The following is a 23,473-nucleotide window of genomic DNA, read 5'->3' as shown; positions in this document are numbered from 1 at the left end:
AGCGTTGGGGCATGCCGAACATTGCACTGGAGCTGGGTAAGCAGTCCGCGTCCTTCGGGGTCAAGAGCGCCTACGGCGACGCGGTCGACGTCGATGGCGTGAGCGTGACGCCCGTTGCGCTGGCGGTGACGGGATTCGCGGGCGGCGAGGTCGAGGGGCAGGGCGACGGCGGCACCGGCGGTGGCGTCGCCATTCCTCTCGGCGTGTACGTGCGCCGCGAAGAGGGACTGCGCTTCGAGCCGAACCTGATCGTGCTGCTCTGCGTCGCAGTGCCGTTCGTGTGGGTCGCCGGTCGTGCGCTGAGTCGTGTCATCCGTGCCCTCAAGAAGTAGCGACCCGCTCGACGCCGTTCTCACTGCTGCCGCCGACCGCATCCGGTCGGCGGTGCTGGACGTTGCCGCATCGAACCCCGTCGTCATCATCGACGGGCGCAGCGGGGCGGGCAAGAGCAGTCTCGCCGCGCGCGTGATCAGCGCCTGGCCGCTGCGCGGACCTGTGCAGCTGCTTGCGCTGGACTCCGTCTACCCCGGCTGGGACGGACTCGCGCACGGCGCGGAGATCGCCAGGGAACAGGTGCTCGTGCCGCACGGACGGGGCCGGATCGGCACCTGGCGGCGCTGGGATTGGCAGCGTGCCGAAGAGGCAGAGGCACATGCCGTCGACCCGGCGCTCGGCCTGGTCGTCGAGGGCTGCGGGGCGCTCACCGCAGCATCCGCCGCTCTGGCCGACGTTACGGTGTGGGTCGACGGGCCGGCGCCCTCCCGGCGCCGGAGGGCACTGGAACGCGACGGCGACGCCTTCCGCTCGCACTGGGACATGTGGGCGCAGCAAGAGCAGAGGCACATCGCGCGTCACGACCCTCAACGGCTCGCAGCGCTGACCGTCACGGTCCCGTAGAGCCCGCAGCATCCTGCTCATCGGCCAGCTGCACGAGCTGGTCGAGACGGTAGCCGAGCCAGTCGTACACGTGGAAGCGCTGATCCTCCGGGTCGTGCGCGTCCGCATGGTCGACCCCGAGACGCGCGGCGACCACGAGCCGCATCGCCGAGAGAGTGCGCAGCCAGGCATCCGTCTCTCCGGCGGGGATGGTCACCTCGTGCGGCACCATCGCCGCAGCCGCCAGGGGCTCGACGTCGTCACGGTCGAACGGGGCGAGGGCAGCGCGTACGTCCAGCGCATCCGACACGCGGCGGTCGAGCAGATCGACGCGCGTCGCGGCGCGGAACGCGGCCGCGGACTCGTCGTCCTCCGGGTACGCGTTCGGCGCCAGCCGCTCCAGGCCCGCGTCGGCCGTGTCGCGCCCGCCCACCAGCAGATCGATGAACTCCTCCACGAGATGCAGCAGGTTCTGGCCCTCGATCATCACGAACTCCAGGCGCAGCGCAGTCACTGCGGCACCTGCCGCACCGTCGCCCACAGTCCGAAGTCATGCATCGCCTGCGCGTGCACCTCCATGGTCTCGCGCGGGCCGGTCGCGACCACCGCATGGCCCTCGTGGTGCACGGCCAGCATGAGCGAGGTGGCGCGCTCTTCCGGGTAGCCGAAGTAGGTGCGGAACACCCGCGTCACATAGCTCATCAGGTTCACCGGATCGTCCCAGACGACCAACTGCCACGGCACCAGCGGGGCCGCGACCAGCTGCTCGTCGATGACGGGGTGGGATGCCGGGGTGCTGATCGCCGGAGTGCTCATGATCGTCGGAGTGCTCATGCCCACCCCAGTTCGTGCAGCTGCTCGTCATCGATCCCGTAGAAGTGCGCGATCTCGTGCACGAGGGTGGTGTGCACCTCGCCGCGCAGCTCGGCCTCGTTCGCGCAGGCGGCGAGGTGTGCGTGCCGGTAGACGACGATGCGATCCGGCAGCTCGCCCATGCCGTACTGGCCGCGCTCGGTCAGGGCGAAGCCCTCATAGATCCCGAACAGGTCATCGCCGTTCTCCGGACGGTCTTCGACGACGAACACCACGTTCTCGAGGCCGGCCACCATATCGTCGGGCAGTTTGTCGAGTTCGTCGACGACCAGCTTCTCGAACGCCTCGGCGTCCAGGTGCATGCCGGCCTCGAGAGACAGGGTCATGTGCACGCGGCGCCCGTGTGCTGCCAGACCCAACTGCTCTTCCGCGGCGAGCAGCGCGGCATGGAACTCGTCATCGGGTGACGGCGCTTCCTCGAATCCGAGCACTGCGTAGAAGGGGGCGTTCCACGGCACGTCGGCGAACGTGCGAAGGGTCATGCGAGTTGCGCCGCGCATCTGCGCTTCGTCGAGTGCCGCTTCGACCAGGGCCGTGCCGTGTCCCTGCCTTGCGTGCGCGGGCAGCACCGCGAGCTGCTCGAGGTGAGCCTCACCGTCGTGCTCGATCACGTGGACGAAGCCGACCGGCTCGCCGCTCTCGCTCTCAGCGGCGACGAGGATGAACCCCGGATGGCGTAGGCGCGACGTGCCCGACGGGGGAGTGCCCCAGTCGGCGGCGCCGAAGACCGCATCGAACGCAGAGTCAGCGGCCGATTCGATGCCGGGGAGGGACTCGACGTCGGAGTCGGCTGCGGTGCGGATGTGCGAGGCCATGATTCGATGCTATCCAGGCGAGAGCAGCACGGTCGATGCCGCGCACTGTGCAGACACGAAGAAGCCCCGGGACCATGTCCCGGGGCTTCTTCCTTGGGGTGAGTAACGGGGCTTGAACCCGCGACCCCCGCGACCACAACGCGGTGCTCTACCAGCTGAGCTATACCCACCATGCGCCTACCGGAGCAGGCAACTCAACGAGTCTATTACATGTTCGAGGCGAACGATGACACCGTGCGAGCAGCGATCTCCTTGGCGTCGTCGGACGACGGTCCCGGTTCAGGAACGAACACGGCCTCGCGGTAGTAGTGCAGTTCGCGGATGGATTCCAGGATGTCTGCCAGGGCGCGGTGCCCGCCGTTCTTCTCGGGTGCCTGGAAGAACACCCGCGGGTACCAGCGGCGCGAGAGCTCCTTCACGCTGGACACATCGACGTTGCGGTAATGCAGGTACTGGTCGACCTGCGGCATGTACTTGGCGAGGAACATCCGGTCGGTGCCGATCGTGTTGCCGGCGAGCGGTGCCTTGCGCTCCAGCGGCACGAACCGCTTGATGTAATCGAGCGTCTGCGCCTCGGCCTCGGCCAGAGTCACGCCGTTCGGAATCTCTTCGATCAGTCCCGACGTGCGGTGCATGTTCGTGACGAAGTCACCCATGTTCGCGAGCGCAGCATCGCTCGGCTTGATCACGACCTGGAATCCTTCGTCGAGCGGTCGAAGCTCGAAGTCGGTGACGACGACGGCGATCTCGCACAGCTCGTCGATCGCGAGGTCGAGTCCCGTCATCTCGCAGTCGATCCAGACGAGTCGATCGTTCTCAGACGCAGAAACCATTCCTAGATCCTATCGGCGGGTTCCGACACGGTAATCTGGAGGTTCCGCCTCCTTAGCTCAGAGGAAGAGCATCGGCTTTCTAATCCGTTGGTCGCAGGTTCGATTCCTGCAGGGGGCACTTCAGAATCGAAGTGCGGCGACGGCGTCGTCGGCATCCCAGAACTCGCCGACGAGGCGGAAGGCGCTGGATGCCAGGTGCAGGCGCTCTGCGCGGTAGCGCACGCCGAGCGGGTCGGCGATGACACGCAGGTGGCCGCGGATGCTGCCGCCTGCGTCGAGGACACGCCACAGGTGATCGCCGGCTCGCTCCAGGTGCTCGACGCGCGAACGCAGCCGAGGCGTCTCCCACTGCAGGGCGGGGAGGCTGTCTGTGTAGGTGCGCATGGATTCTCCTTCCGATGCTTCGGATGACCTTTCTTCGAACATAAGGACGGCCACCGACATTGCGTCCCGTAGACTCGTGCGCATGTCCGTCGAATCCCCGTACGCCGCCCGACTCGGTGAGATCCCCGTCGAGCGACACGAGGTGCAGGTGCTCGACTCGATGACCGCGTACTGGGTGTACGGACCGCCGATCGATGTGCCCGGCGTGCCGACGGTCGTCGCGGTGCATGGCTTCCGCGGGGAGCACCACGGACTCGAGCCGATCGTCGCCTACCTGCCCGGCGTGCGGATCATCTCACCGGATCTGCCCGGCTTCGGTGGGACGCCGCCGATTCCAGGGCGCGAGCACGATCTCGGGCTCTACGCCGGCTGGCTGTGCGAATTCGCGCGCGAGGTCGCACCGGGCGCGATCATCCTTGGCCACTCCTTCGGGTCGATCGTCACCTCAGCCGCGGTGGCAGGCGGGCTCGAGACCCCGCAGCTGATCCTCATCAACCCGATCGGCGCCCCCGCGCTGGAGGGGCCAAAGGGGCTGCTCACACGCCTCGCGGTGTTCTACTACTCGATGGGAGCGCGGCTTCCCGAGAAGCTCGGCACCGAGCTGCTGCGCAGTCCGCTGATCGTCCGCGTCGCCAGTCTCGCCATGGTGACAGCATCCGATCCAGCGCTGCGGCGGTTCATCCACGACCAGCACGATACGTACTTCTCGCGCTTCGCCGACCGTGACGTGCTGCATGACGCCTTCGTCACGAGCGTCTCGCACGACGTGCGGGCGTTCGCCGGCGTCATCGATGTGCCGACCCTGCTCATCGCCGCACAGCGCGACCAGATCACACCGATCGAGGGGGAGCGCACGCTCGCCGCGATGTTCCCGGACGCTGAGCTGGTCGAGATCGCCGGCGTCGGCCACCTCATCCACTACGAGGCGCCCGCCGAAGCGGCCGGCGCCATCCGCCGTTTCCTCAGGCTTCCCGTCGCGCCATCCCGATGAGCCCGGCGACGCGGAACGGGATCACCTCGCCCATCGCCAGCGATGTCTCGGTGCGCTCCACGCCCTCGATCGAGAGGATCCTGGCGTCGGTGTCGAACAGGTGACGCGCGTCGCGGCAGGCGACCCGCGCCAGCAGGTCGATGGATCCGCTCAGGCCGTGCGCCTGCACGATCTCCGGCACCCGCGCGAGTTCGGCGATGATCCGGGGGAGCTCGGTCTGCCGCACGCCGATGCTGATGAACGCCTGTAGCGGGAAGCCGAGCACCTCCATCGAGAAGGACCGCTCGTACGATTCGAACACGCCGGTCTGGTCCAGTCGCGCCATCCGCGCCTGGATGGTGTTGCGCGACAGTCGCAGCCGCTCTGCGAGAGCGACGACTGTGGTGCGCGGATCCTCCGAGAGGACGGTGAGCAGTTCGAGGTCCACACGATCAAGAGCAGGCATAGTGCCACACGATATCAGGGCGATGGTGCCCCGAAATGGGCAACATGCTCAACCACCGTGCACATGCTTGAGCGTCGTGTCATGTCGACGTACGCTTCAGAGAGGCCCGACTAAGCCGTCGGGACCGCCGTGAATGCCCCACAAGGGCCGCACGTCTGGAGGACGCCGATGTCACCGCACACCACCCCGATCGTCGACACCGAGAACGATCTCGAGCTCACTGAGCGCGTCATCGCGCCCGATGGCACCAGGGTCGCGAATCCACAGTTGGATCGCTACATCCAGGACATCAATTTCCAGATGCTGCGCGACCTGCATCGCGACATGGTCGTCGTGCGTCGCATCGACGCCGAGGGCGTCGCTCTGCAGCGTCAGGGCCAGTTGGGCCTCTGGGCCCCCTGCAATGGGCAGGAGGCCGCCCAGATCGGCACCGCCCGCGCGCTGGCCGCCCGCGACTACGTCTTCCCCAGCTACCGCGAGACCGGAGTGATGTACGCCCGCGGCGCCGCGCCAGGCGACTACGCCCGCATGTGGCGTGGTGAAGAGGGCGCTGCGTACGACCCTGACGTGCTGCGCATCGCGCCGCTGCAGATCATCATCGGCGCCCAGACACTGCACGCCGTCGGCTACGGCCTCGGCATCCTGCACGACGAGGCAGATGAGGTGGCCGTCGCCTACTTCGGCGACGGCGCCACCAGCCAGGGAGACGTCAACGAGGCCATGGTCTTCGCCTCGTCCTACCGCACACCGGTCGTCTTCGTCTGCCAGAACAACCACTGGGCGATCTCGGAGCCAGTCGGCCTGCAGTCGCAGTATCCGCTCGCCGGCCGTGCGCCCGGCTTCGGCATCCCCAGCATGCGCGTCGACGGCAACGACGTGCTCGCCTCGCTCGCAGCGATGCGCTGGGCGCTCGATCACGCCCGCTCGGGCAAAGGGCCCGCGTACCTCGAGATGGTCACCTACCGCATGGGCCCGCACACCACCGCAGACGACCCGAAGCGCTACCGCGACGACGCGGAGCTTGCGAAGTGGCGTGAGCGCGACCCGATCTCGCGCCTCGAGGCGTACCTGCAGTCGGCGGGGGAGCTCCCGCAGGAGCACCTCGACGCCGTCCAGGCCGAGGCCGACGCCACGGCGCGCGAGATGCGCGCGGCCTGCATCGGCATGGTGACGCGCCCGGCGATCGCTGTGTTCGACGGCGTGTACGCCGAGCCGCACTCCGGGCTCGAGCGCGAGCGCGACGAGTACGCCGCTTACCTCTCGACCTACGAGGAGGCGTGACATGGTGCAGATGACGATGGGCAAGGCGCTCAATGCCGGCCTTCGGCAGGCAATGCGCGACGATGACAAGGTCGTGCTGATGGGCGAGGACATCGGCGCGCTCGGCGGAGTCTTCCGCATCACCGATGGGCTGCAGGACGAGTTCGGCGCGAAGCGCGTGATCGACACGCCGCTCGCGGAATCAGGGATCGTCGGCACCGCCGTCGGGCTCGCCTTCCGCGGCTACCGGCCGGTCGTCGAGATCCAGTTCGACGGGTTCATCTACCCGGCGTTCGACCAGATCGTCTCGCAGGTCGCGAAGCTGCACTACCGCACCCAGGGGCGCGTGAAGATGCCCATCACGATCCGGGTGCCCTGGGCAGGCGGCATCGGCGCGGCCGAGCACCACTCCGAATCCAACGAGGCCTATTTCGTGCACACCGCCGGCCTGCGTGTGATCGCCGTCTCCGACCCGCAGGACGCCTACCGCTGCCTGCAGCAGGCCATCGCCAGCGACGATCCGGTGATCTTCTTCGAGCCGAAGCGGCTCTACCACCACAAGGGCGAAGTCGACCTCGAGGCGCCGCTCGCCGACGCCCCGCCGATGGGCTTGGCGCGCGTCGTGCGGCAGGGATCGGATGCCACGATCATCACCTACGGCGCGATGGTGCGCACGGCGCTCGATGCCGCCGCGGCCGCCGAGGACGAGGGCATCTCGCTCGAGGTCATCGACCTGCGCTCACTGTCCCCGGTGGACTACGAGACGGTCTCCGCATCCGTGCGTCGCACTGGACGTGTCGTCGTCGCACACGAGGCATCCCGTGAGGCCGGAGTGGCCGCCGAGGTCATCGCCAGCATCACCGAGTTCTGCTTCGAATACCTCGAGGCGGCTCCGGTGCGCGTCACCGGACACGACATCCCGTACCCGCCGGCGAAGCTGGAGAAGTTCCACCTGCCGGATCTCGACCGGCTCCTCGACGCCGTCGATCGGGTGATGGATCGCCCGAACAGCCTCAGCGGAGCAGCCGACGCGAAGGGAGCAGAGCGTTGATCGCAGAATTCCGACTTCCGGACCTGGGTGAGGGCCTGACCGAGGCCGAGGTGGTGCAGTGGCTCGTGCAGCCAGGCGACACCGTCGCGCTGAATCAGACGCTCGCCGAGGTCGAGACCGCCAAGGCCGTTGTCGAGTTGCCGTCGCCATACGAGGGCACTGTCGCCTCTCTGCACGCGGACGCCGGTGAGACCATCGCGGTCGGTGCACCGCTGATCGCATTCGAGGTGGCCGGCGCCGAGCCGGACTCCGCCACTCCCGCAAGTGCGGAGCAGTCGTCGGATGCTGAGGAGAAGGCTCAGCCGAACCTGGTCGGCTACGGAGCCGCACCGTCATCCGGCGGTCGGCCGGCGCGCCGCGCGCGTCGAAGCGCCGCGAGCGCGGCATCCGCTGCAGCCGCAGACGCCGCCGTGATCGAAGCAGCACCGCATGACGCGCTGCCGCCTGCCGCAGCGGAGCCGCGACTCGGCGAGCGCCCGCGGTCCACGCCTCCAGTGCGAGCGCACGCGAAGCGCAGGGGAGTCGACCTCGTGCTGGTGGCGGCACAGGTCGGTGACCGCCTCATCACTCGCGCCGACGTCGATGAGTACGCAGATCGGCTCGGTGCGCCTGACGCGGGCACGACAGCATCCGAGATCACGGTGCCGACGACAGCGCCGGCGGTGCCGTCGACAGTGCCGGCCACCACAGCCGGCGAGCGGGCCCAGACCCGCATACCCGTCAAGGGCGTGCGCAAGCACACCGCGCAGGCCATGGTGCGCAGTGCCTTCACCGCGCCGCACGTCACCACGTTCCACACCGTCGACGTCACCGCGACCATGGAGCTGATCGAGCAGCTGAAGGCCGACCGGACGCTGGCCGATCATCGCATCGGTCCGCTCGTGCTCGTGGCCAAGGCCGTCTGTCTCGCGCTCGGCCGCAACCCCTCGCTGAACGCCACATGGGATGAGGCTGCCGGTGAGATCATCGAGAACCACTACGTGGATCTCGGCATCGCTGCCGCCACGGATCGCGGACTGATCGTGCCGATCATCCGCGACGCCGAGCGGCTCTCTCTGACCGGCATGGCTGACGCACTGACACAGCTCACGCAGACCGCGCGGTCGGGCAAGACCAGCCCGGCTGAGCTCGCCGGCGGAACGTTCTCGATCACGAACATCGGCGTCTTCGGCATCGATGCGGGCACCCCGATCCTGCCTCCTGGGCAATCGGGCATCCTCGCCGTCGGTGCCGTGCGACGCCAGCCGTGGGAGTACAAGGGCGAGATCGCGCTGCGGCAGATGATGACGCTGAGCGTGTCGTTCGACCACCGTCTCGTCGACGGTGCTGAGGGATCGCGGTTCCTGAAGGACGTCGCAGACCTGCTCGAGCAGCCGGGTCGCGCGATGCTGTTCTGAGAGAGTCGATGCCGGCGGCTGAGCTGAGGTGAGAACCGCGCTCAGCCGCTGGTCACTCGGCGCCGGCGAGCAGAGCGGACAGCGCCATGCCCGCCAGCAGCGGGGCGGTGCCGGTGCGTGAGCGCAGCGCCGTGCTGGTGCTGTGCGGGGTGGAGTTCAGCAGCCCGAAGCAGGCCTGCACGCGCAGGCGGAGTTCGTCACGGTTGGCGTTGACGATCCCGCTCAGCCCGTCGATCCACAGTTCGATGTAGGTGCGCTGCAGCTGACGCACGTCGGCGCGCGACTCGGGGGAGAGGTGTGCGATGTCGCGGTCCTGCACCCGGATCACATCAGCGTTGCCGAGCGCGAAGTCGACGTGGAAGTCGACCAGGGCACGCATGCGCTCCAGCGGTGAGCCAGCGGCCGCCGACACCGCGTCGCCACCGGCGACCAGCCGTTCGCTCACGCCCACGAGCAGAGCGGCGAGCAGCGCCTGCTTGCCTGCGAAATGGCGGTAGACGGCGGGACCCGAGATGCCGACGGCGGCCCCGATGTCCTCCAAGCTCGCTCCGGAGTATCCGCGCGCGGCGAAGAGGCGTGCGGATGCACTGAGGATCGCATCAGTGCGCTGGGCCTTCGCTCTGTCACGAGCCGTGACGGGCGTTGTCATTTCGGTTAATCCTCGCTAACCTGAACTGTCGGGTTAGTGAAGACTAACCAATCTGACGCGAAATATCAGCATTCAGCGAAAATGTGACGATTCGCACGGTCGAGGAGGACACGCGATGCCAGCCACCCAGCAGACGCTCGCCGATGAACTGCGCACGCGGCTCGCCGAGGTCGCACTCGGTGGCCCTGAACGCTCGCGCGAACGACACGTGTCGCGAGGCAAGATGCTGCCGCGCGAACGGGTCGCGCGACTGCTCGACGAGAACAGCCCGTTCATCGAAGTGGCACCTCTCGCCGCGCACGGGCTGTATGACGGTCAAGCGCCGGCGGCCGGCGTCATCGCCGGCATCGGCCTGGTGCACGGACGCCACGTCATGGTCGTCTGCAACGACCCCACCGTGAAGGGCGGCACGTACTACCCACTGACGGTGAAGAAGCACCTGCGGGCGCAGGAGATCGCGCTGGAGAACAGGCTGCCGTGCCTGTATCTCGTCGACTCGGGCGGGGCGTTCCTCCCCAAGCAGGACGAGGTCTTCCCCGACCGGGACCACTTCGGTCGCATCTTCTTCAACCAGGCGCGCATGTCGGCAGAGGGCATCCCGCAGCTCGCCGCCGTGCTGGGCTCGTGCACCGCCGGCGGCGCCTACGTGCCGGCGATGAGCGATGAGACCGTCATCGTCAAGAACCAGGGGACGATCTTCCTCGGCGGGCCGCCGCTGGTGAAGGCCGCCATCGGCGAGGTCGTCACCGCTGAGGAACTGGGCGGGGGAGAGCTGCACGCCCGCAGGTCCGGGGTCGTCGACCACCTCGCCGAGGATGACGAGCATGCGCTCGAGATCCTGCGCGACATCGTCGCGACTCTGCCGCGGCCGGCCGAGCCCGCGTGGACAGTGGTGCCGAGCACGGCGCCGAGCGAGACCGGCAGCCTGTACGACGCGGTGCCCGTCGACGTGAACGCCGGGTACGACGTGCACGAGGTGATCGACCGGCTGGTCGACGCCGACAGCTTCCGCGAGTTCAAGCGCGAGTACGGCACGACGCTCGTCACCGGGTTCGCGGTGCTGCACGGGCATCCGATCGGCATCGTCGCCAACAACGGCGTGCTGTTCAGCGAGTCCGCGCTGAAGGGCGCCCACTTCATCGAACTCTGCGACCAGCGCGGCATCCCGCTGCTGTTCCTGCAGAACATCACCGGCTTCATGGTGGGTACAGACGCCGAGGCCGGCGGCATCGCCAAGGACGGCGCCAAGATGGTCACCGCCGTCGCCACCACCCGTGTGCCCAAGCTCACCGTCATCATCGGCGGCTCGTTCGGGGCCGGCAACTACTCGATGTGCGGCCGCGCCTACTCGCCGCGCTTCCTGTGGAGCTGGCCCGCCAGCCGCATCTCGGTGATGGGTGGCGCACAGGCGGCATCCGTCCTCGCCACCGTCAAGGAGGACCAGCACGCCTCGGCAGGGTCGACGTGGACCGCCGAGGAGCGAGCGGAGTTCGAAGCCCCCATCCGCAGCCAGTACGAGGCACAGGGCGAGCCGTACTACGCCACCGCCCGGCTGTGGGATGACGGCATCATCGACCCTGACCAGACCCGCGACGCGCTGGGCCTCGCCCTTGACGTCGTCTCTCGCACGCCGCTGCCCGAACCGCGCTTCGGCCTCTTCCGGATGTGATGCACATGACCATCGACCTGCACACCGTCCTCGTCGCCAACCGCGGCGAGATCGCCCGCCGGATCATCCGCACGCTGCGCGAGCTCGGCATCCGCAGCATCGCGGTGTACAGCGACGCCGACGCCGACGCACCCCACGTCCGCGAGGCCGATGAGGCGGTGCGGATCGGCGCTTCTGCGGCCGCGGAGTCGTATCTGAAGGTGGATGCGATCATGGCCGCTGCGCGTGACACGGGCGCTCAGGCCATCCACCCCGGATACGGGTTCCTGTCTGAAAGCGTCGCGCTGGCCGAGGCGTGTGCCGATGCCGGCGTGATCTTCATCGGGCCCGACGTGAACGCGCTGCAGATCATGGGCGACAAGGCGCGCGCCCGCGCCCACGTGTCGCAGCACGGCGTTCCCGTGGTTCCCGGATTCGATGCCGCAGGCCTCGACGACGCGCAGATCCGCGCGCGCGCCGACGAGGTCGGGTACCCCCTGCTGGTCAAGCCCAGTGCTGGCGGCGGAGGCAAGGGGATGGAGGTCGTCCGCTCTGGCGACGAACTGGCATCCGCCCTCACCACCGCTCGCCGCATCGCGACCGCCGCCTTCGGCGATGACGCAATGGTGCTCGAGCGTCTCGTGCAGCGTCCTCGGCACATCGAGGTGCAAGTCTTCGGCGACGCGCACGGCACGGTGATCGCGCTCGGCGAGCGCGAGTGCACCCTGCAGCGGCGCCACCAGAAGGTGATCGAAGAGGCGCCGGCCGCGCACCTGCCAGAGGCCGTGCGACAACGCCTGCTGGATGCCGCCGTGGCGGCCGCCCAGAGCGTGGACTACGTCGGCGCCGGCACGGTGGAGTTCCTCGTGGAAGCGGATGCTGTCGACGAGATCTTCTTCATCGAGATGAATACCCGCCTGCAGGTCGAGCACCCTGTCACCGAGGAGGTCACGGGACTCGACCTGGTCGCGCTGCAGCTGCACGTCGCCACCGGGGGTGCGCTCGATGCACCGCCCGCCGTGCGGGGGCATGCCATCGAGGCACGTGTGTACGCAGAGTCGCCGGAACGTGGATTCCTGCCGTCGACGGGACGCGTGCTGCGCTTCGACGCGCCGTCGGGTGTGCGTGTGGATGCTGCCGTCGAGACCGGTTCAGAGGTGAGCGGGTTCTACGACCCGATGATCGCCAAGGTGATCGCGTACGGCCCCGACAGGGCAACCGCCCTGCGCCGCCTCGACGCCGCGCTGGCGCGCACCGTCGTGCTGGGCGTCGAGACGAACATCGCGTTCCTGCGGGCGCTGTGTCAGCACGAGCGCGTCGCGAGCGGAGACCTCGACACCGGACTCATCGAGACGATGCTGCCGCTGGCGCCGGCCGAGCCCACCGAGCGGCTGCTGGCATCAGCCGCATCCATTCCTGCCGCAACTGCGGTCGGCGCTGCAGTGGGCGCTGCGGGACCGCTCTGGCTGGCGCTGCCCGGCTGGCGGCTCGGGGCACCCTCCGCCCCGGCCGGCACGGCGTTCCTCACGGACGACGACGAGGTCGTCATGGCACCGGCTGACAGCCCCTCAGGTGCGGTGACGGCGCGGGATGACGACGGCGCGATCTGGGTCTCTGAACGGGGAGTCACGATGCGGCTGCGTCCGCTGTCGCGTCGCGCGGCCATGCGGCGTCGCTTGGCGGATCGGATGCCCGAATCAGGCCCGCGCGAGCCTGAGGGCCGCGCGCCCATGCCGGGCAGCATCGTCGCCGTGCACGTCGCCGACGGCGATCACGTGCGCGCCGGCGCCCCACTGGTGTCGATCGAGGCGATGAAGATGGAGCACCCGGTGCTCGCTCCGCACGACGGCATCGTTCATCTGATGGTCGCGCTCGGCGACCAGGTGCGCCGCGACCAGCCGGTCGTGCGCGTCAGCGAAGAAGCCAGCGAACAGGAGACCCCATGACCGACGAACTGAGCCACGCCGATCTGGACGACGATCAGCGCGAACTCGCAGCGATGGTGCGCGACTTCGCCGAGCAGGTGGTCGCCCCGCAGTCCTACGAGGCCGATCGCACGCACACCCTGAACCTCGACGTCGTGCGCCAGATGGGCGAGATGGGCCTGTTCGGCCTGCCGTTCTCAGAGGAGTACGGCGGACAGGGCGGCGACTACTTCGCGCTCGGCATCGCCATCGAAGGCCTCGCGCGCGTCGACCAGTCGATCGCGATCACGCTCGAGGCAGGAGTCAGCCTCGGTGCGATGCCGATCTACCGCTTCGGCACCGAGGAGCAGAAGCGCGAGTACCTGCCGACGCTCCTCACTGGTGAGGCGCTGGGCGGATTCGGCCTCACCGAGCCCGAGGCCGGCAGCGACGCTGGGGCCACGCGCACGACAGCGCGTCTCGACGGCGACGAATGGGTGATCAACGGCACGAAGCAGTTCATCACCAACTCCGGCACCGCCATCACGCGCTTCGTCACGGTGACCGCCGTCACCGGCGACCGTGACGGTCGCAAGGAGATCTCGACGATCCTCGTGCCCAACGGCACTGCCGGTTTCACCGTGGAGCCCGCGTACGACAAGGTCGGCTGGAACGCCTCAGACACCCACCCGCTGACGCTGCAGGACGTGCGAGTTCCGGCCGGGAACCTGATCGGCGAACGGGGCAGCGGGTTCCGCAACTTCCTCAGCATCCTCGACGAGGGGCGCATCGCGATCGCCGCTCTCGCGACCGGAGCCGCTGAAGGGTGTCTGGAGGCCGCCGTCGACTACGCGCAGAAGCGCGTCGTGTTCGGGGCGCCGCTGAGCACCAGACAGAACGCGCAGTTCACACTCGCCCGCATGCGCGCCAGGGTGCACACCGCCCGGCTGGCCTGGCACCACGCCGCGCGCCTGCGCGACGCCGGACGCCCGTTCGCCGAGGCCGCGGCGATCGCGAAGCTCGTCTCGGGCGACGCGGCGATGGACAACGCGCGGGACGCCACGCAGATCTTCGGCGGCAATGGCTTCATGAACGAGTACCCCGTGGCACGGCACTACCGCGACTCGAAGATCCTCGAGATCGGCGAGGGCACCACCGAAGTGCAGCTGCTCGTGATCGCCCGCGCGCTCGGGCTGGCGGGGTAGCGTGACGACATGACCGATATCGTGCAGCGCGGCCTCTACTACGAGGAGTTCGAGGTCGGCGCCCGCTACCTGCATCGCCCTGGTCGCACGGCCACCGAGGCCGACAATGTGCTCTTCACGACGCTCACCATGAACACCCAGGCCCTGCACCTCGATGCGGCCTTCGCCGACACGCAGCAGCCCTTCGGGCAGCGCCTGATGAACTCGATGTGGACCCTGTCGACCATGGTCGGGGCATCCGTCGGGCAGCTGACGCAGGGCACGCTGGTCGCGCAGCTCGGGCTGGGGGAGATCACCTTTCAACACCCGCTGTTCCACGGCGACACGCTCTACACCGAGAGTGTCATCGTCGACAAGCGACTCTCATCGTCGCGCCCAGGCCAGGGCATCTGCACCATCGCGCACACGGGTCGCAACCAGGACGGCACGATCGTCGCGACAGCGACCCGCACGGCGCTCATGCACTGTATGCCGAAAGAGGAATAGATCATGTTCACCCTCGGCCCCGCGCTGCTGTTCTGCCCGGCGGATCGTCCGGATCGCTTCGCCGGCGCGCTGCAGAAGTCGGATGCTGTCATCCTCGACCTCGAGGATGCCGTGCTGCCCGCGGCCAAAGCCAAGGCGCGCGAGAACATCGTCGCGGCTGACGTCGATCCCGCCCGTGTGATCGTGCGAGTGAACGCCCCGGACACGAGGGACTTCATCAAAGACCTCGAGGCACTGTCGCGCACATCGTTCCGCACCGTGATGGTCGCCAAGAGCGAAGACCCCTCAGCCTTCGATGCCTTCGACGCCACCTACTCGCTGATCGCGCTGTGCGAGACCGCGCGCGGTGTGCACCGGTCGGGCGACATCGCCGTACACCAGCGCACCACGGCGCTGATGTGGGGCGCCGAGGATCTGGTCGCCTCGCTCGGGGGCATGTCGAGCCGTTTCGCAGACGGGACCTATCGCGACGTCGCGCGGTTCGCGCGTGCCCAGGTGCTGGTCGCCGCCGGCGCACAAGGCAAGACCGCGATCGATGCCGTGCATCTCGACATCGACGACCTGGACGGGCTCGCCGCCGAGGCCGCCGACGCTGTGGCATCCGGATTCGGCGCGACGGCGTGCATCCACCCCAAGCAGGTCGAGGCGATCCGCGAGGCCTACCGACCTGATCCTGCCGCCGTGGAGTGGGCACGGGCCGTGCTCGTCGCCGCCGACGCCGAGCGCGGTGTCTTCCGGTTCGAGGGGCGCATGGTCGACGAGCCGGTGCTGCGGCATGCCAGGGCGGTGCTGGGCCGGGCCTGAGAGGGGTCAGCCTGAGCGGGATCAGCGCGCGAAGGCGCAGCTCCTCGCGTCAGAGGACGACAGCCTCCTCGAGCAGCCGCAGCGAACCCGGTGACGCCTCGAATCGGTGCACGGACCCGTTCGCGAGGGTGCTGCCCACCTTGGGCAGAGTGCCACCGGAGACGTGGTCGATCAGCGACCGGATGACGCCACCGTGCGTCACGACGATGACGGACTCGGCCGTGGGCGCCGAGCGGCGCCGCGCCTCGCGGGCGATCCGGTGCAGCGCACCCATCGCGCGGACGCAGACCGCATCCAGCGACTCGGCTCCAGGCACCGCGGCATGCCAGTCGCCGTAGTTCGCGATGTAGTCGGCGACCAGCATCCCCTCGCCATCGCCGAACTCGCGCTCGCGCACGTCCTCGACGAGCGTGGGCGGCTGCAGGCCGAGCTCTGCGGCGATGATCGTCGCGGTCTCGTGCGCCCGCAGCAGCGGGCTCGCATAGATCGAGTGGTGCATGCCGGCCGAGAGACGTCCCGCGGCGTACCGGGCGTCGGCGCGTCCGGTGTCGTTCAGCGGGATGTCGGTGGTGCCCTGGATCCGCCGGTCGAGATTCCAGTCGGTCTGGCCATGGCGCACGAGAGTCAGAAGGGTCACCCCAACACCATAGGCGAGACGGATCAGAGAGCGCCGAACCGCGTGGCGAGCGCTGTGAGCACCGCGGTGGTGCCGCCTGCGATCACTTCGTCTGCCCAGGCATCAGCGCGGGTCGGCTCGCGATTGATGATCACCAGAGGCATGTCGCGGCGCCTGGCGCGCTCGATGATGCGGATGCCCGAGTTCACCGTCAGCGAGGTGCCCGCCACCAGCAGCGCATCCGAGCCGTGCACCAGCGACTCCGAGAGTCGGAACCTGCCCACCGGCACGAACTCGCCGAAGTAGACGACCTCGGGCTTGAGCATGCCGCCGCAGACGGTGCACGGCGGGACCACGAAGCCCTCCGAGCTCTCAGGCGTGACATCGCCGTCCGGGTTGAGGACGATGTTCTCCGGCACGGTGACCCACGGGTTGAGCTCATCGATCTGCTCGGCGATGGCGCGCCGATCGAAGACCTGCCCGCAGTCCAGGCAGTGCACGCGGTGCATCGTGCCGTGCAGTTCGATGACCCGCTTGCTGCCGGCCCGCAGGTGCAGGCCGTCGACGTTCTGGGTGATGACGCCGGTCACATCCCCGTGCTCTTCCAGCGCGGCGAGCGCGAGGTGCCCGCCGTTGGGGTCCGGGGAGGTGAATCGCCGGTAGCCGAGGTGCCCTCCCATCCAGTACCGACGTCGTGCGGCCTCATCGCCGAGGTACGTCTGGATCGTCATCGGGTTCACCCGCGCGGGGGCGCCGGCGCCGCGATAGGCGGGGATGCCGGAGTCGGTGGAGATGCCGGCGCCGGTGAGCACAGCCGTCCGTCGCCCGCTGAGCAGCTCCGAGGCACGGTCGAGGGCGTCGGGATCGTGTTCGGAGAGTTCGATCGACGGCACGAGGGAAGTCTATGCCGGGTGCGCCGGCACAGGCTCGAACTGCCAGAGTGGAACCATGCACCTGCAGTCCGTCTCCGATGCGCGCGACCCCCTGCTCGATGACTATCGATCACTGACTGATGCCGCGCTGCGACGCGTGCAGGAGCCCGAGGGCGGGCTCTACATCGCCGAGTCGGCGAAGGTGATCGAGCGGGCGCTGGCGGCCGGACACCGGCCGCGGTCTGTGCTGACGCAGCAGAAGTGGGTGGATGCCGTCGCGCCGCTCTTCGGCGCGCATGACGTTCCCGTCTATGTGGTGTCCGATGCGGTGGCCGAGCAGCTGACCGGGTTTGCAGTGCACCGTGGGGTGATGGCCGCCATGCACAGGCCGGAGATGCCGTCGCTGTCTGACGTGGTGGCGGATGCGCGTCGGGTGCTCGTGCTGGAGGACATCGCCGATCCGACCAACATCGGTGCGGCGTTCCGTGCCGCGGCTGGGCTCGGCGCCGACGCCGTGCTGGTCACCCCACGGTGTGGTGATCCGCTGTACCGCCGCAGCGTGCGCGTGAGTATGGGGACGGTCTTCCAGGTGCCGTGGACGCGCATCGGCGAGTGGAGTGCGGCGGGTCCACAGCTTCATGCACACGGCTTCGAGATCGCGGCGCTGGCGCTGAGCGACGATGCCGTGGCGCTCGATGCCTACGCGGCATCGAGTCCGGAGCGGGTCGCGCTCGTGATGGGCACCGAAGGCGAGGGACTCTCGCGTGGCGCGCTCGACGCGGCTGACCGCATCGTCACGATCCCGATGGCAGGAGGAGTGGACTCACTGAACGTCGCCTCCGCCGCAGCGGTGGCCGTCTGGGCGCTGACGCGCTGAGGTCAGGCGTCGTCCTCCAGGACGATCACCGGCACGGCATCCGGTCGCTTGGCGCCGATGTGATCGCCGGACGACTGATGGCGCAGGCGCCGCAGCACCCACGGCACGAGGTGCTCCCGTGCCCAGCCGATGTCCTCTGCACGCGCTTCACGCCACGTGCGCACCGGAAGCGGTTCGGGCTGCATCGCCTGCAGATCGTTCTGCACGTTCAGGGAACGCAGCACCATGCGCGCCACCTCGTGGTGCCCGAGCGGATTCAGATGCAGTCGGTCATCGGCGAAGAAGCGGGTGTCCTGGATCGTCTTGAGCGCCCACTGATCGGCGACGATGCAGTCGTGCCGGTCGGCGATCGTCCGGACGTTCTCGTTGTAGATCGCGACCTTGCCGCGGAACGCCCGGAACACGGGGGTGAATCCGGTGTCGATGCCGGTGAACAGCACGACGGCGGCACCCGTGGACGAGAGGCGCGTGACAGCATCCTCGAGCTGCACGGCGATGGCGTCCGGGTCGGTGCCGGGGCGGATGACGTCGTTGCCACCAGCGCAGATCGAGATCAGATCGGGTTTCAGATCGACGGCAGGCTGGATCTGCTCCGCCGCGATCTGCCCGATCAGCTTTCCCCTGACCGCGAGATTCGCGTACGCGAAGTCATCGACGTCCCGTGCGAGCACCTCTGCAACGCGGTCTGCCCAGCCGCGGTGACTGCCTGGCAGTGTCGGGTCGGGGTCGCCGATCCCTTCGGTGAACGAGTCGCCGACGGCGACGAATCGGCGCCACGGCTGGGGGCCGTCGTTGCCGATGTACGGGGTGCGTGACGATTCCTGATCGGTCATCGTGTCTCCTTCGCGGGAAGCGCCACAGGGGTGCCAACGGCGCAGGATGAGAGCCTACCCCCGCTCCGTCCGCACGGCGCGGACCGGAGTGTCCGCGGCCTGGCTTATCGTTGATTCGATGCTCTCTCCGTCCTTTCCCCAGCGCGCTCCTTGGGGAACCGCAGACAAGCTGAGGGCATGGCAGCGTGAGGCGCTGGATCGCTATTTCAGCGCTGACCAGCGGGACTTCCTCGTGGCGGCGACACCGGGCGCAGGCAAGACGACCTTCGCGCTCACGCTCGCCGTCGAGCTTCTGCGCATGGGCGAGGTCAATCGGATCATCGTGGTCGCCCCCACCGAGCATCTGAAGACGCAGTGGGCAGACGCGGCGGCACGCGTCAGCATCCGACTCGATCCCCGCTTCAGGAACAGCCATTGGGCACCCGCGCGGCACTACCACGGCGTGGTCGTGACCTACGCGCAGGTCGCCGCGCGCTCGTCTGTGCACCGGCATCTGACGGAGGACGCCAAGACGCTGGTGATCCTCGACGAGGTGCACCACGGCGGCGACGCGCTGAGCTGGGGTGATGCGATCCGCGACGCCTACGCACCGGCCAGGCGGCGGCTGCTGCTCTCCGGCACGCCATTCCGCAGCGACACCGCGCCGATCCCGTTCGTGGAGTATCTGCCCGACGAATCCGGCGCGCGGATCTCGAGCACCGACTACTCGTACGGGTACGGACGTGCTCTCGAGGACGGCGTCGTGCGCCCGGTGCTGTTCCACATGTACTCGGGCAAGATGCGCTGGCGGACCAGCGCCGGTGATGAGCTCGAAGCGCACCTGGGCCAGGACAACACGAAGGACGTCAACTCGCAGGCGTGGCGCACGGCCCTCGACCCTGAGGGGGAGTGGATGCCGGCGGTCCTCTCCGCCGCCGACCGCCGACTCACCGAGATCCGCCACCACGTGCCGGATGCCGGGGGACTGGTGCTCGCCACCGACCAGACCGTCGCACGCGCCTACGCGAAGATCCTGCACAGCATCACCGGCGAACAGGCGACGATCGTGCTCTCCGACGACGCGACGGCCTCAGAGCGCATCGACCAGTTCAGCGGCAACACCAGGCGCTGGATGGTGGCCGTGCGCATGGTGTCGGAAGGCGTGGACGTGCCGCGACTCGCCGTCGGCGTCTACGCCACCTCGTCGTCCACGCCGCTGTTCTTCGCGCAGGCCATCGGCCGCTTCGTGCGCGCCAGGCGCCGGGGTGAGGCGGCGAGCGTCTTCCTGCCGAATGTGCCTGTGCTGATGACGCTCGCGAACGAGATGGAGAAGCAGCGCGATCACGCGCTGGATCGGCAGACCAAGGATGACGAGGGCCTCGAGGACTCGCTGCTGGAGAGCGCGAACCGCGAAGATGACGCATCGGATGCCCTCACCCAGGAGTTCAGTTACCAGGCGATCTCGTCGCTCGCACACTTCGACCGCGTCGTCTTCGACGGCAAGGAGTTCGGGCAGCTCGCCGAACCCGGCACTCCCGAAGAAGAGGAGTTCATCGGATTCCCTGGGCTGCTCGAACCCGAGCACGTGCACGAGCTGCTCATGCAACGGCAGACGCGCCAAGGGCGGCTGCGCGAGGCCCGAGAGGCCGTTGCACCGCCGGAGGCGACGACCACCCTGCCCGCTCCGCTGCATCGCACGCTGCGCGAGCAGCGTCAGCTGCTGAACAGCCTGGTCGGGTTGTACGCCCGCCAGAGCGGTGAACCGCACGGCTCGGTGCACGCCGAGCTGCGCCGGGTGTGCGGGGGGCCATCGGTGGCACAGGCTACGGTGACGCAGCTGCAGTCCCGCATCGACGTGCTGCGCAAGCGCGTCCGCTCCTGACCCCTGCAGGAAGGCCTGCTTCGGGCATCCGAAATCCTGTCAATCGCCGTCCTGATGCGGTTCTCGCGGCCTGTGCTCGATAGCGTGGAATGTTCGCCCACGAGCCGGAGGATCCATGACCGCGCCCGCCCAACCCACTGCCGCCGACCGCAAGCAGTGGGCCCGCTACCTTGTCGAGGAACGCGCCGAAGGCGCCGTCTACGCGCGCCTCGCCGCACGCAAGAAGGGCGAGGAGCGCGACATCCTGCTCTCGCTCGCCGACGCCGAGCGTCGCCACGAGCAGCACTGGCTCGATCTGCTCGGCACGGAGCCGGCGCGGCTGCCGCGGGCAGGGCTCCGGTCTCGGATGCTGGGTTGGATGGCAGGCCGATTCGGGTCCATCTTCGTGCTCGCCCTCGCCCAGAGCGCGGAGGCGCGTTCGCCGTACGACTCCGAAAAGCATGCGACGCCGGCCATGCGAGCCGACGAGAAAGTGCACTATGAAGTCGTCCGCGGGCTGGCCGCGCGCGGACGCCGGCGCCTGTCCGGCTCGTTCCGCGCCGCGGTGTTCGGCGCCAACGACGGTCTCGTCTCCAACCTCGCCCTGGTGCTGGGCATCGGCGCGACCGGGGTCAGCGGATCCTTCGTGCTCTTCAGCGGCGTGGCCGGCCTGCTCGCCGGCGCGCTCTCGATGGGCGCGGGGGAGTTCGTGTCGGTTCGGTCCCAGCGCGAGCTGCTTGCTGCCACCGAGGCCAACGACGATGCGGATGCTGCCGCCGGCGATCTGGACATCGACGCCAACGAGCTGGCGCTCGTGTACCGCGCACGCGGCGTGGGGGAGGAAGAGGCGCTGGCCCGAGCGGAGCGCGTCGTGACCGCGGCGCGCGCCGGAGTGCGGCGCACCAGCACCGGACCGATCGGCACGCACATCGGGCACGACGACCACGAGATCATCGGCAATGACTGGACGGCCGCGATCTCGAGCTTCCTGCTGTTCGCTTCTGGTGCGATCGTGCCGGTGCTGCCCTGGATCTTCGGGCTCAGCGGGCTCTCCGCGATCCTGGTCGCGCTGGGTCTCGTCGGCGTCGCGCTGATGGCGACGGGGGCGATGGTCGGGATCCTCTCCGGCGGTCCGCCGCTGCGGCGTGCTCTGCGTCAGCTGGCGATCGGCTTCGGCGCCGCGGCGATCACGTACGCACTGGGTCTCGTGTTCGGAGTCGGCGCGGTCTGACTCCGGCACTCGGGGGAGCTTCGGGCCCCGAGAGTCGGGCGGTCGGCGGACACGAAGAAGGCCCCGGATCTCAGATCCGGGGCCTGTCCGTGCGCGGAGGGGGACTTGAACCCCCACGCCCTTGCGGGCACTGCGACCTCAACGCAGCGCGTCTACCATTCCGCCACCCGCGCAGGTGGTGAAGGTCGTTGCCGACCGAAGAGAAACATTACCAGGTTTTCCAGAGGCCTCCGAACCGTGATGACGCCCGGGCGCGCCCTGCGGGCTTCGATAGCCTGGAGGCATGTCCGAGTCGTCCCTTCCCGAGGTCGCGCAGATCGCGCGCGACCTGATCCGCATCGACACCTCCAACTTCGGGGGAGGGAAGGCCAGCGGCGAGCGCGAGGCCGCTGAGTATGTCGGCGCGTACCTGAAGAGCCTCGGGCTCGAACCCGAGTACTACGAGCCGATCCCGCGCCGCACCAATGTCATGGCGCGGGTACCAGGCCGCAATCCCGATCGGCCGGCGCTGGTCGTGCACGGCCACCTCGACGTCGTCCCGGCCATGGCCGAGGACTGGAGCGTCGATCCGTTCGAGGGCGTCATCCGAGATGGGATGCTGTGGGGCCGCGGTGCGGTCGACATGAAGAACATGGATGCCATGATCCTCACCGCCGTCGCGGACCTGCTGCGGGCGGGGGAGCAGCCCGATCGCGACCTGATTCTGGTCTTCTTCGCCGATGAGGAGAACGGCGGGGTCGAGGGCTCTGCACTCGTCGTGCGGGACAAGCCCGAGTGGTTCGCCGGCGCGACCGAGGCGATCAGCGAGGTCGGCGGCTACTCGATCACTGTCGACGATCACCGCGCCTACCTTCTGCAGGTCGGCGAGAAGGCGCTGATGTGGCTGCGCCTGGTCGCCAAGGGCCGAGCGGGTCATGGCAGCCGGTACCACGAGGACAACGCCGTCACGCGGCTCTCCGAGGCCGTCGCTGCCATCGGCCGCACCCGCTGGCCGATCCGACTCACCGCGACCACCCAGGCGCTGCTGCAGGGGCTCAGCGACCTCAGCGGGCGTCCCGTCGACGATCCTGATGCGCTGGCCGCTGCGGCGGGACCAGCCGAGGCGTTCCTGCGGTCGACGTTCCGCACCACGGCCAACCCGACGGCGCTGACCGCCGGGTACAAGCACAACGTCATCCCCGAGACGGCTGAGGCGCTCATCGACGTGCGCGTGATCCCCGGGACCGAGGACGACGTGCTCGCCGAGCTGCAGCGCATCGTCGGCGACGACATCGAGATCCAGACTGTCGTGCGCGACATCGGCATGGAGACGCCGTTCGAGGGTGACCTCGTCGACCACATGGTCGCCGCCCTCCGCCGCCACGACCCCGGCGTGCCGGTGATCCCGTACCTGCTCGGTGCCGGAACGGACAACAAGGCTCTCGCAGCCATCGGAATCACCGGCTACGGGTTCGCCCCGCTGCAGCTGCCGGCCGACCTCGACTTCACCGGGATGTTTCACGGCGTCGACGAGCGCGTACCCGTAGAATCGCTTGTCTTCGGTCAGCGTGTGCTGGCCGATCTGCTGCGCGTCTGCTGATCAG

Annotated in this window: 25 protein-coding genes, 3 tRNA genes and 1 pseudogene; 16 read left to right on the top strand and 13 right to left on the bottom strand. The window is 68.7% G+C overall.

Annotated elements, in window-relative coordinates; genetic code table 11:
- The first annotated feature begins 11 nt into the window (after positions 1–11).
- Positions 12–332 carry a hypothetical protein gene (locus tag MNR00_RS09065; RefSeq protein WP_241925613.1) on the top strand — a complete coding sequence of 107 codons (321 nt, stop codon included), beginning with the start codon at positions 12–14 and terminating at the stop codon, positions 330–332.
- Positions 316–897 carry a hypothetical protein gene (locus MNR00_RS09060; RefSeq protein WP_241925612.1) on the top strand — a complete coding sequence of 194 codons (582 nt, stop codon included), beginning with the start codon at positions 316–318 and terminating at the stop codon, positions 895–897. The genes MNR00_RS09065 and MNR00_RS09060 overlap by 17 nt, the downstream gene beginning before the upstream one ends.
- Here the strand turns inward: MNR00_RS09060 and MNR00_RS09055 are convergent.
- The 6 genes and pseudogenes from MNR00_RS09055 to orn all read right to left on the bottom strand — a co-directional run bounded on the left by MNR00_RS09055 (position 884) and on the right by orn (position 3,397).
- Positions 884–1,390 (bottom strand): DUF2017 family protein, encoded by a 507-nt coding sequence (locus MNR00_RS09055; RefSeq protein WP_241925611.1) that lies wholly within the window; start codon positions 1,388–1,390, stop codon positions 884–886. The two genes, MNR00_RS09060 and MNR00_RS09055, sit on opposite strands and share 14 nt — an antisense overlap.
- Entirely contained in the window at positions 1,387–1,710 is a 324-nt protein-coding gene (gene clpS, locus MNR00_RS09050; RefSeq protein WP_241925610.1) for an ATP-dependent Clp protease adapter ClpS, read from the bottom strand. Before clpS ends, MNR00_RS09055 begins: the two co-directional genes overlap by 4 nt.
- Entirely contained in the window at positions 1,707–2,051 is a 345-nt protein-coding gene (locus MNR00_RS09045; RefSeq protein WP_241928806.1) for a metallopeptidase family protein, read from the bottom strand. Before MNR00_RS09045 ends, clpS begins: the two co-directional genes overlap by 4 nt.
- 156 nt (positions 2,052–2,207) lie before the next feature.
- Positions 2,208–2,564 (bottom strand): annotated as a pseudogene (locus MNR00_RS09040) (GNAT family N-acetyltransferase); the annotation flags it as partial.
- Positions 2,565–2,658: 94 nt separating this feature from the next.
- A tRNA-His gene (locus MNR00_RS09035) sits at positions 2,659–2,734 on the bottom strand.
- A 36-nt stretch (positions 2,735–2,770) separates the two neighbouring features.
- Positions 2,771–3,397 carry an oligoribonuclease gene (gene orn / locus MNR00_RS09030; RefSeq protein ID WP_241925609.1) on the bottom strand — a complete coding sequence of 209 codons (627 nt, stop codon included), beginning with the start codon at positions 3,395–3,397 and terminating at the stop codon, positions 2,771–2,773.
- 46 nt (positions 3,398–3,443) lie between these two features.
- Here orn and MNR00_RS09025 point away from each other — a divergent pair.
- Positions 3,444–3,515 (top strand) — tRNA-Arg (locus MNR00_RS09025).
- A 2-nt stretch (positions 3,516–3,517) separates the two neighbouring features.
- On the opposite strand, the gene MNR00_RS09020 is transcribed toward MNR00_RS09025, so the two are convergent.
- Positions 3,518–3,781 carry a hypothetical protein gene (locus MNR00_RS09020; protein ID WP_241925608.1) on the bottom strand — a complete coding sequence of 88 codons (264 nt, stop codon included), beginning with the start codon at positions 3,779–3,781 and terminating at the stop codon, positions 3,518–3,520.
- Positions 3,782–3,863: 82 nt separating this feature from the next.
- Here MNR00_RS09020 and MNR00_RS09015 point away from each other — a divergent pair, with 82 nt between their 5' ends.
- Complete coding sequence (locus MNR00_RS09015; RefSeq protein WP_241925607.1) at positions 3,864–4,772, top strand: alpha/beta hydrolase; 909 nt, start codon at positions 3,864–3,866, stop codon at positions 4,770–4,772.
- Here MNR00_RS09015 and MNR00_RS09010 read toward each other — a convergent pair.
- Positions 4,744–5,217, bottom strand: coding sequence for an Lrp/AsnC family transcriptional regulator (locus MNR00_RS09010; RefSeq protein WP_241925606.1), 474 nt, complete (start codon positions 5,215–5,217; stop codon positions 4,744–4,746). The genes MNR00_RS09015 and MNR00_RS09010 overlap by 29 nt on opposite strands.
- A gap of 168 nt (positions 5,218–5,385) precedes the next feature.
- Between MNR00_RS09010 and MNR00_RS09005 the strand changes: the two genes are divergently transcribed.
- From MNR00_RS09005 to MNR00_RS08995, 3 genes are read left to right on the top strand one after another with little or no spacing between them, the layout of a single operon-like run.
- Positions 5,386–6,498, top strand: coding sequence for a thiamine pyrophosphate-dependent dehydrogenase E1 component subunit alpha (locus MNR00_RS09005; RefSeq protein ID WP_241925605.1), 1,113 nt, complete (start codon positions 5,386–5,388; stop codon positions 6,496–6,498).
- Position 6,499: 1 nt separating this feature from the next.
- Positions 6,500–7,528: an alpha-ketoacid dehydrogenase subunit beta gene (locus MNR00_RS09000; RefSeq protein WP_241925604.1), complete on the top strand. Its 1,029-nt coding sequence runs from the start codon at positions 6,500–6,502 to the stop codon at positions 7,526–7,528.
- Positions 7,525–8,925, top strand: coding sequence for a dihydrolipoamide acetyltransferase family protein (locus MNR00_RS08995; protein ID WP_241925603.1), 1,401 nt, complete (start codon positions 7,525–7,527; stop codon positions 8,923–8,925). The genes MNR00_RS09000 and MNR00_RS08995 overlap by 4 nt, the downstream gene beginning before the upstream one ends.
- Positions 8,926–8,977: 52 nt before the next feature.
- Here MNR00_RS08995 and MNR00_RS08990 read toward each other — a convergent pair whose 3' ends face one another.
- The gene (locus MNR00_RS08990) at positions 8,978–9,574 is read right to left on the bottom strand and encodes a TetR/AcrR family transcriptional regulator (RefSeq protein ID WP_241925602.1); all 597 of its coding nucleotides are present in this window, start codon (positions 9,572–9,574) and stop codon (positions 8,978–8,980) included.
- Between the two features lie 115 nt (positions 9,575–9,689).
- Between MNR00_RS08990 and MNR00_RS08985 the strand changes: the two genes are divergently transcribed.
- Genes MNR00_RS08985 through MNR00_RS08965 form a run of 5 tightly spaced genes read left to right on the top strand, consistent with a single transcriptional unit; the run spans position 9,690 to position 15,621 of the window.
- Positions 9,690–11,243, top strand: a complete 1,554-nt coding sequence (locus MNR00_RS08985) for a carboxyl transferase domain-containing protein (protein ID WP_241925601.1) — start codon at positions 9,690–9,692, stop codon at positions 11,241–11,243.
- A 5-nt stretch (positions 11,244–11,248) separates the two neighbouring features.
- Positions 11,249–13,168 (top strand): biotin carboxylase N-terminal domain-containing protein, encoded by a 1,920-nt coding sequence (locus MNR00_RS08980; protein WP_241925600.1) that lies wholly within the window; start codon positions 11,249–11,251, stop codon positions 13,166–13,168.
- A complete protein-coding gene (locus MNR00_RS08975) occupies positions 13,165–14,331 on the top strand; it encodes an acyl-CoA dehydrogenase family protein (protein ID WP_241925599.1) in 1,167 nt (388 codons plus the stop codon). Before MNR00_RS08980 ends, MNR00_RS08975 begins: the two co-directional genes overlap by 4 nt.
- A 9-nt stretch (positions 14,332–14,340) precedes the next feature.
- The gene (locus tag MNR00_RS08970; protein ID WP_241925598.1) at positions 14,341–14,817 is read left to right on the top strand and encodes a MaoC family dehydratase; all 477 of its coding nucleotides are present in this window, start codon (positions 14,341–14,343) and stop codon (positions 14,815–14,817) included.
- A gap of 3 nt (positions 14,818–14,820) precedes the next feature.
- Positions 14,821–15,621: a CoA ester lyase gene (locus tag MNR00_RS08965; RefSeq protein WP_241925597.1), complete on the top strand. Its 801-nt coding sequence runs from the start codon at positions 14,821–14,823 to the stop codon at positions 15,619–15,621.
- A 49-nt stretch (positions 15,622–15,670) separates the two neighbouring features.
- On the opposite strand, the gene MNR00_RS08960 is transcribed toward MNR00_RS08965, so the two are convergent.
- The gene (locus MNR00_RS08960) at positions 15,671–16,258 is read right to left on the bottom strand and encodes a histidine phosphatase family protein (protein ID WP_241925596.1); all 588 of its coding nucleotides are present in this window, start codon (positions 16,256–16,258) and stop codon (positions 15,671–15,673) included.
- Between the two features lie 23 nt (positions 16,259–16,281).
- Positions 16,282–17,130 (bottom strand): Sir2 family NAD-dependent protein deacetylase, encoded by an 849-nt coding sequence (locus MNR00_RS08955; RefSeq protein ID WP_241925595.1) that lies wholly within the window; start codon positions 17,128–17,130, stop codon positions 16,282–16,284.
- A gap of 55 nt (positions 17,131–17,185) precedes the next feature.
- On the opposite strand from MNR00_RS08955, the gene MNR00_RS08950 reads away from it, so the two are divergent.
- Positions 17,186–17,986, top strand: coding sequence for an RNA methyltransferase (locus tag MNR00_RS08950; RefSeq protein WP_241925594.1), 801 nt, complete (start codon positions 17,186–17,188; stop codon positions 17,984–17,986).
- A gap of 2 nt (positions 17,987–17,988) precedes the next feature.
- Here MNR00_RS08950 and MNR00_RS08945 read toward each other — a convergent pair whose 3' ends face one another.
- Complete coding sequence (locus MNR00_RS08945; protein ID WP_241925593.1) at positions 17,989–18,819, bottom strand: SGNH/GDSL hydrolase family protein; 831 nt, start codon at positions 18,817–18,819, stop codon at positions 17,989–17,991.
- A 118-nt stretch (positions 18,820–18,937) separates the two neighbouring features.
- Between MNR00_RS08945 and MNR00_RS08940 the strand changes: the two genes are divergently transcribed.
- Positions 18,938–20,680: a DEAD/DEAH box helicase gene (locus MNR00_RS08940; RefSeq protein ID WP_241925592.1), complete on the top strand. Its 1,743-nt coding sequence runs from the start codon at positions 18,938–18,940 to the stop codon at positions 20,678–20,680.
- Positions 20,681–20,795: 115 nt separating this feature from the next.
- On the top strand, positions 20,796–21,890 hold the full coding sequence (locus MNR00_RS08935) for a VIT1/CCC1 family protein (protein ID WP_241925591.1): 1,095 nt from the start codon (positions 20,796–20,798) through the stop codon (positions 21,888–21,890).
- 90 nt (positions 21,891–21,980) lie between these two features.
- Here the strand turns inward: MNR00_RS08935 and MNR00_RS08930 are convergent.
- A tRNA-Leu gene (locus tag MNR00_RS08930) sits at positions 21,981–22,063 on the bottom strand.
- A gap of 110 nt (positions 22,064–22,173) precedes the next feature.
- Between MNR00_RS08930 and MNR00_RS08925 the strand changes: the two genes are divergently transcribed.
- On the top strand, positions 22,174–23,469 hold the full coding sequence (locus MNR00_RS08925) for a M20/M25/M40 family metallo-hydrolase (protein ID WP_241925590.1): 1,296 nt from the start codon (positions 22,174–22,176) through the stop codon (positions 23,467–23,469).
- Positions 23,470–23,473 lie beyond the last annotated feature (4 nt).

The organism is Microbacterium sp. H1-D42, from assembly GCF_022637555.1.
In the GTDB taxonomy this organism is placed as follows: domain Bacteria; phylum Actinomycetota; class Actinomycetes; order Actinomycetales; family Microbacteriaceae; genus Microbacterium.
This window is presented reverse-complemented; position numbering and strand designations above follow the sequence as displayed.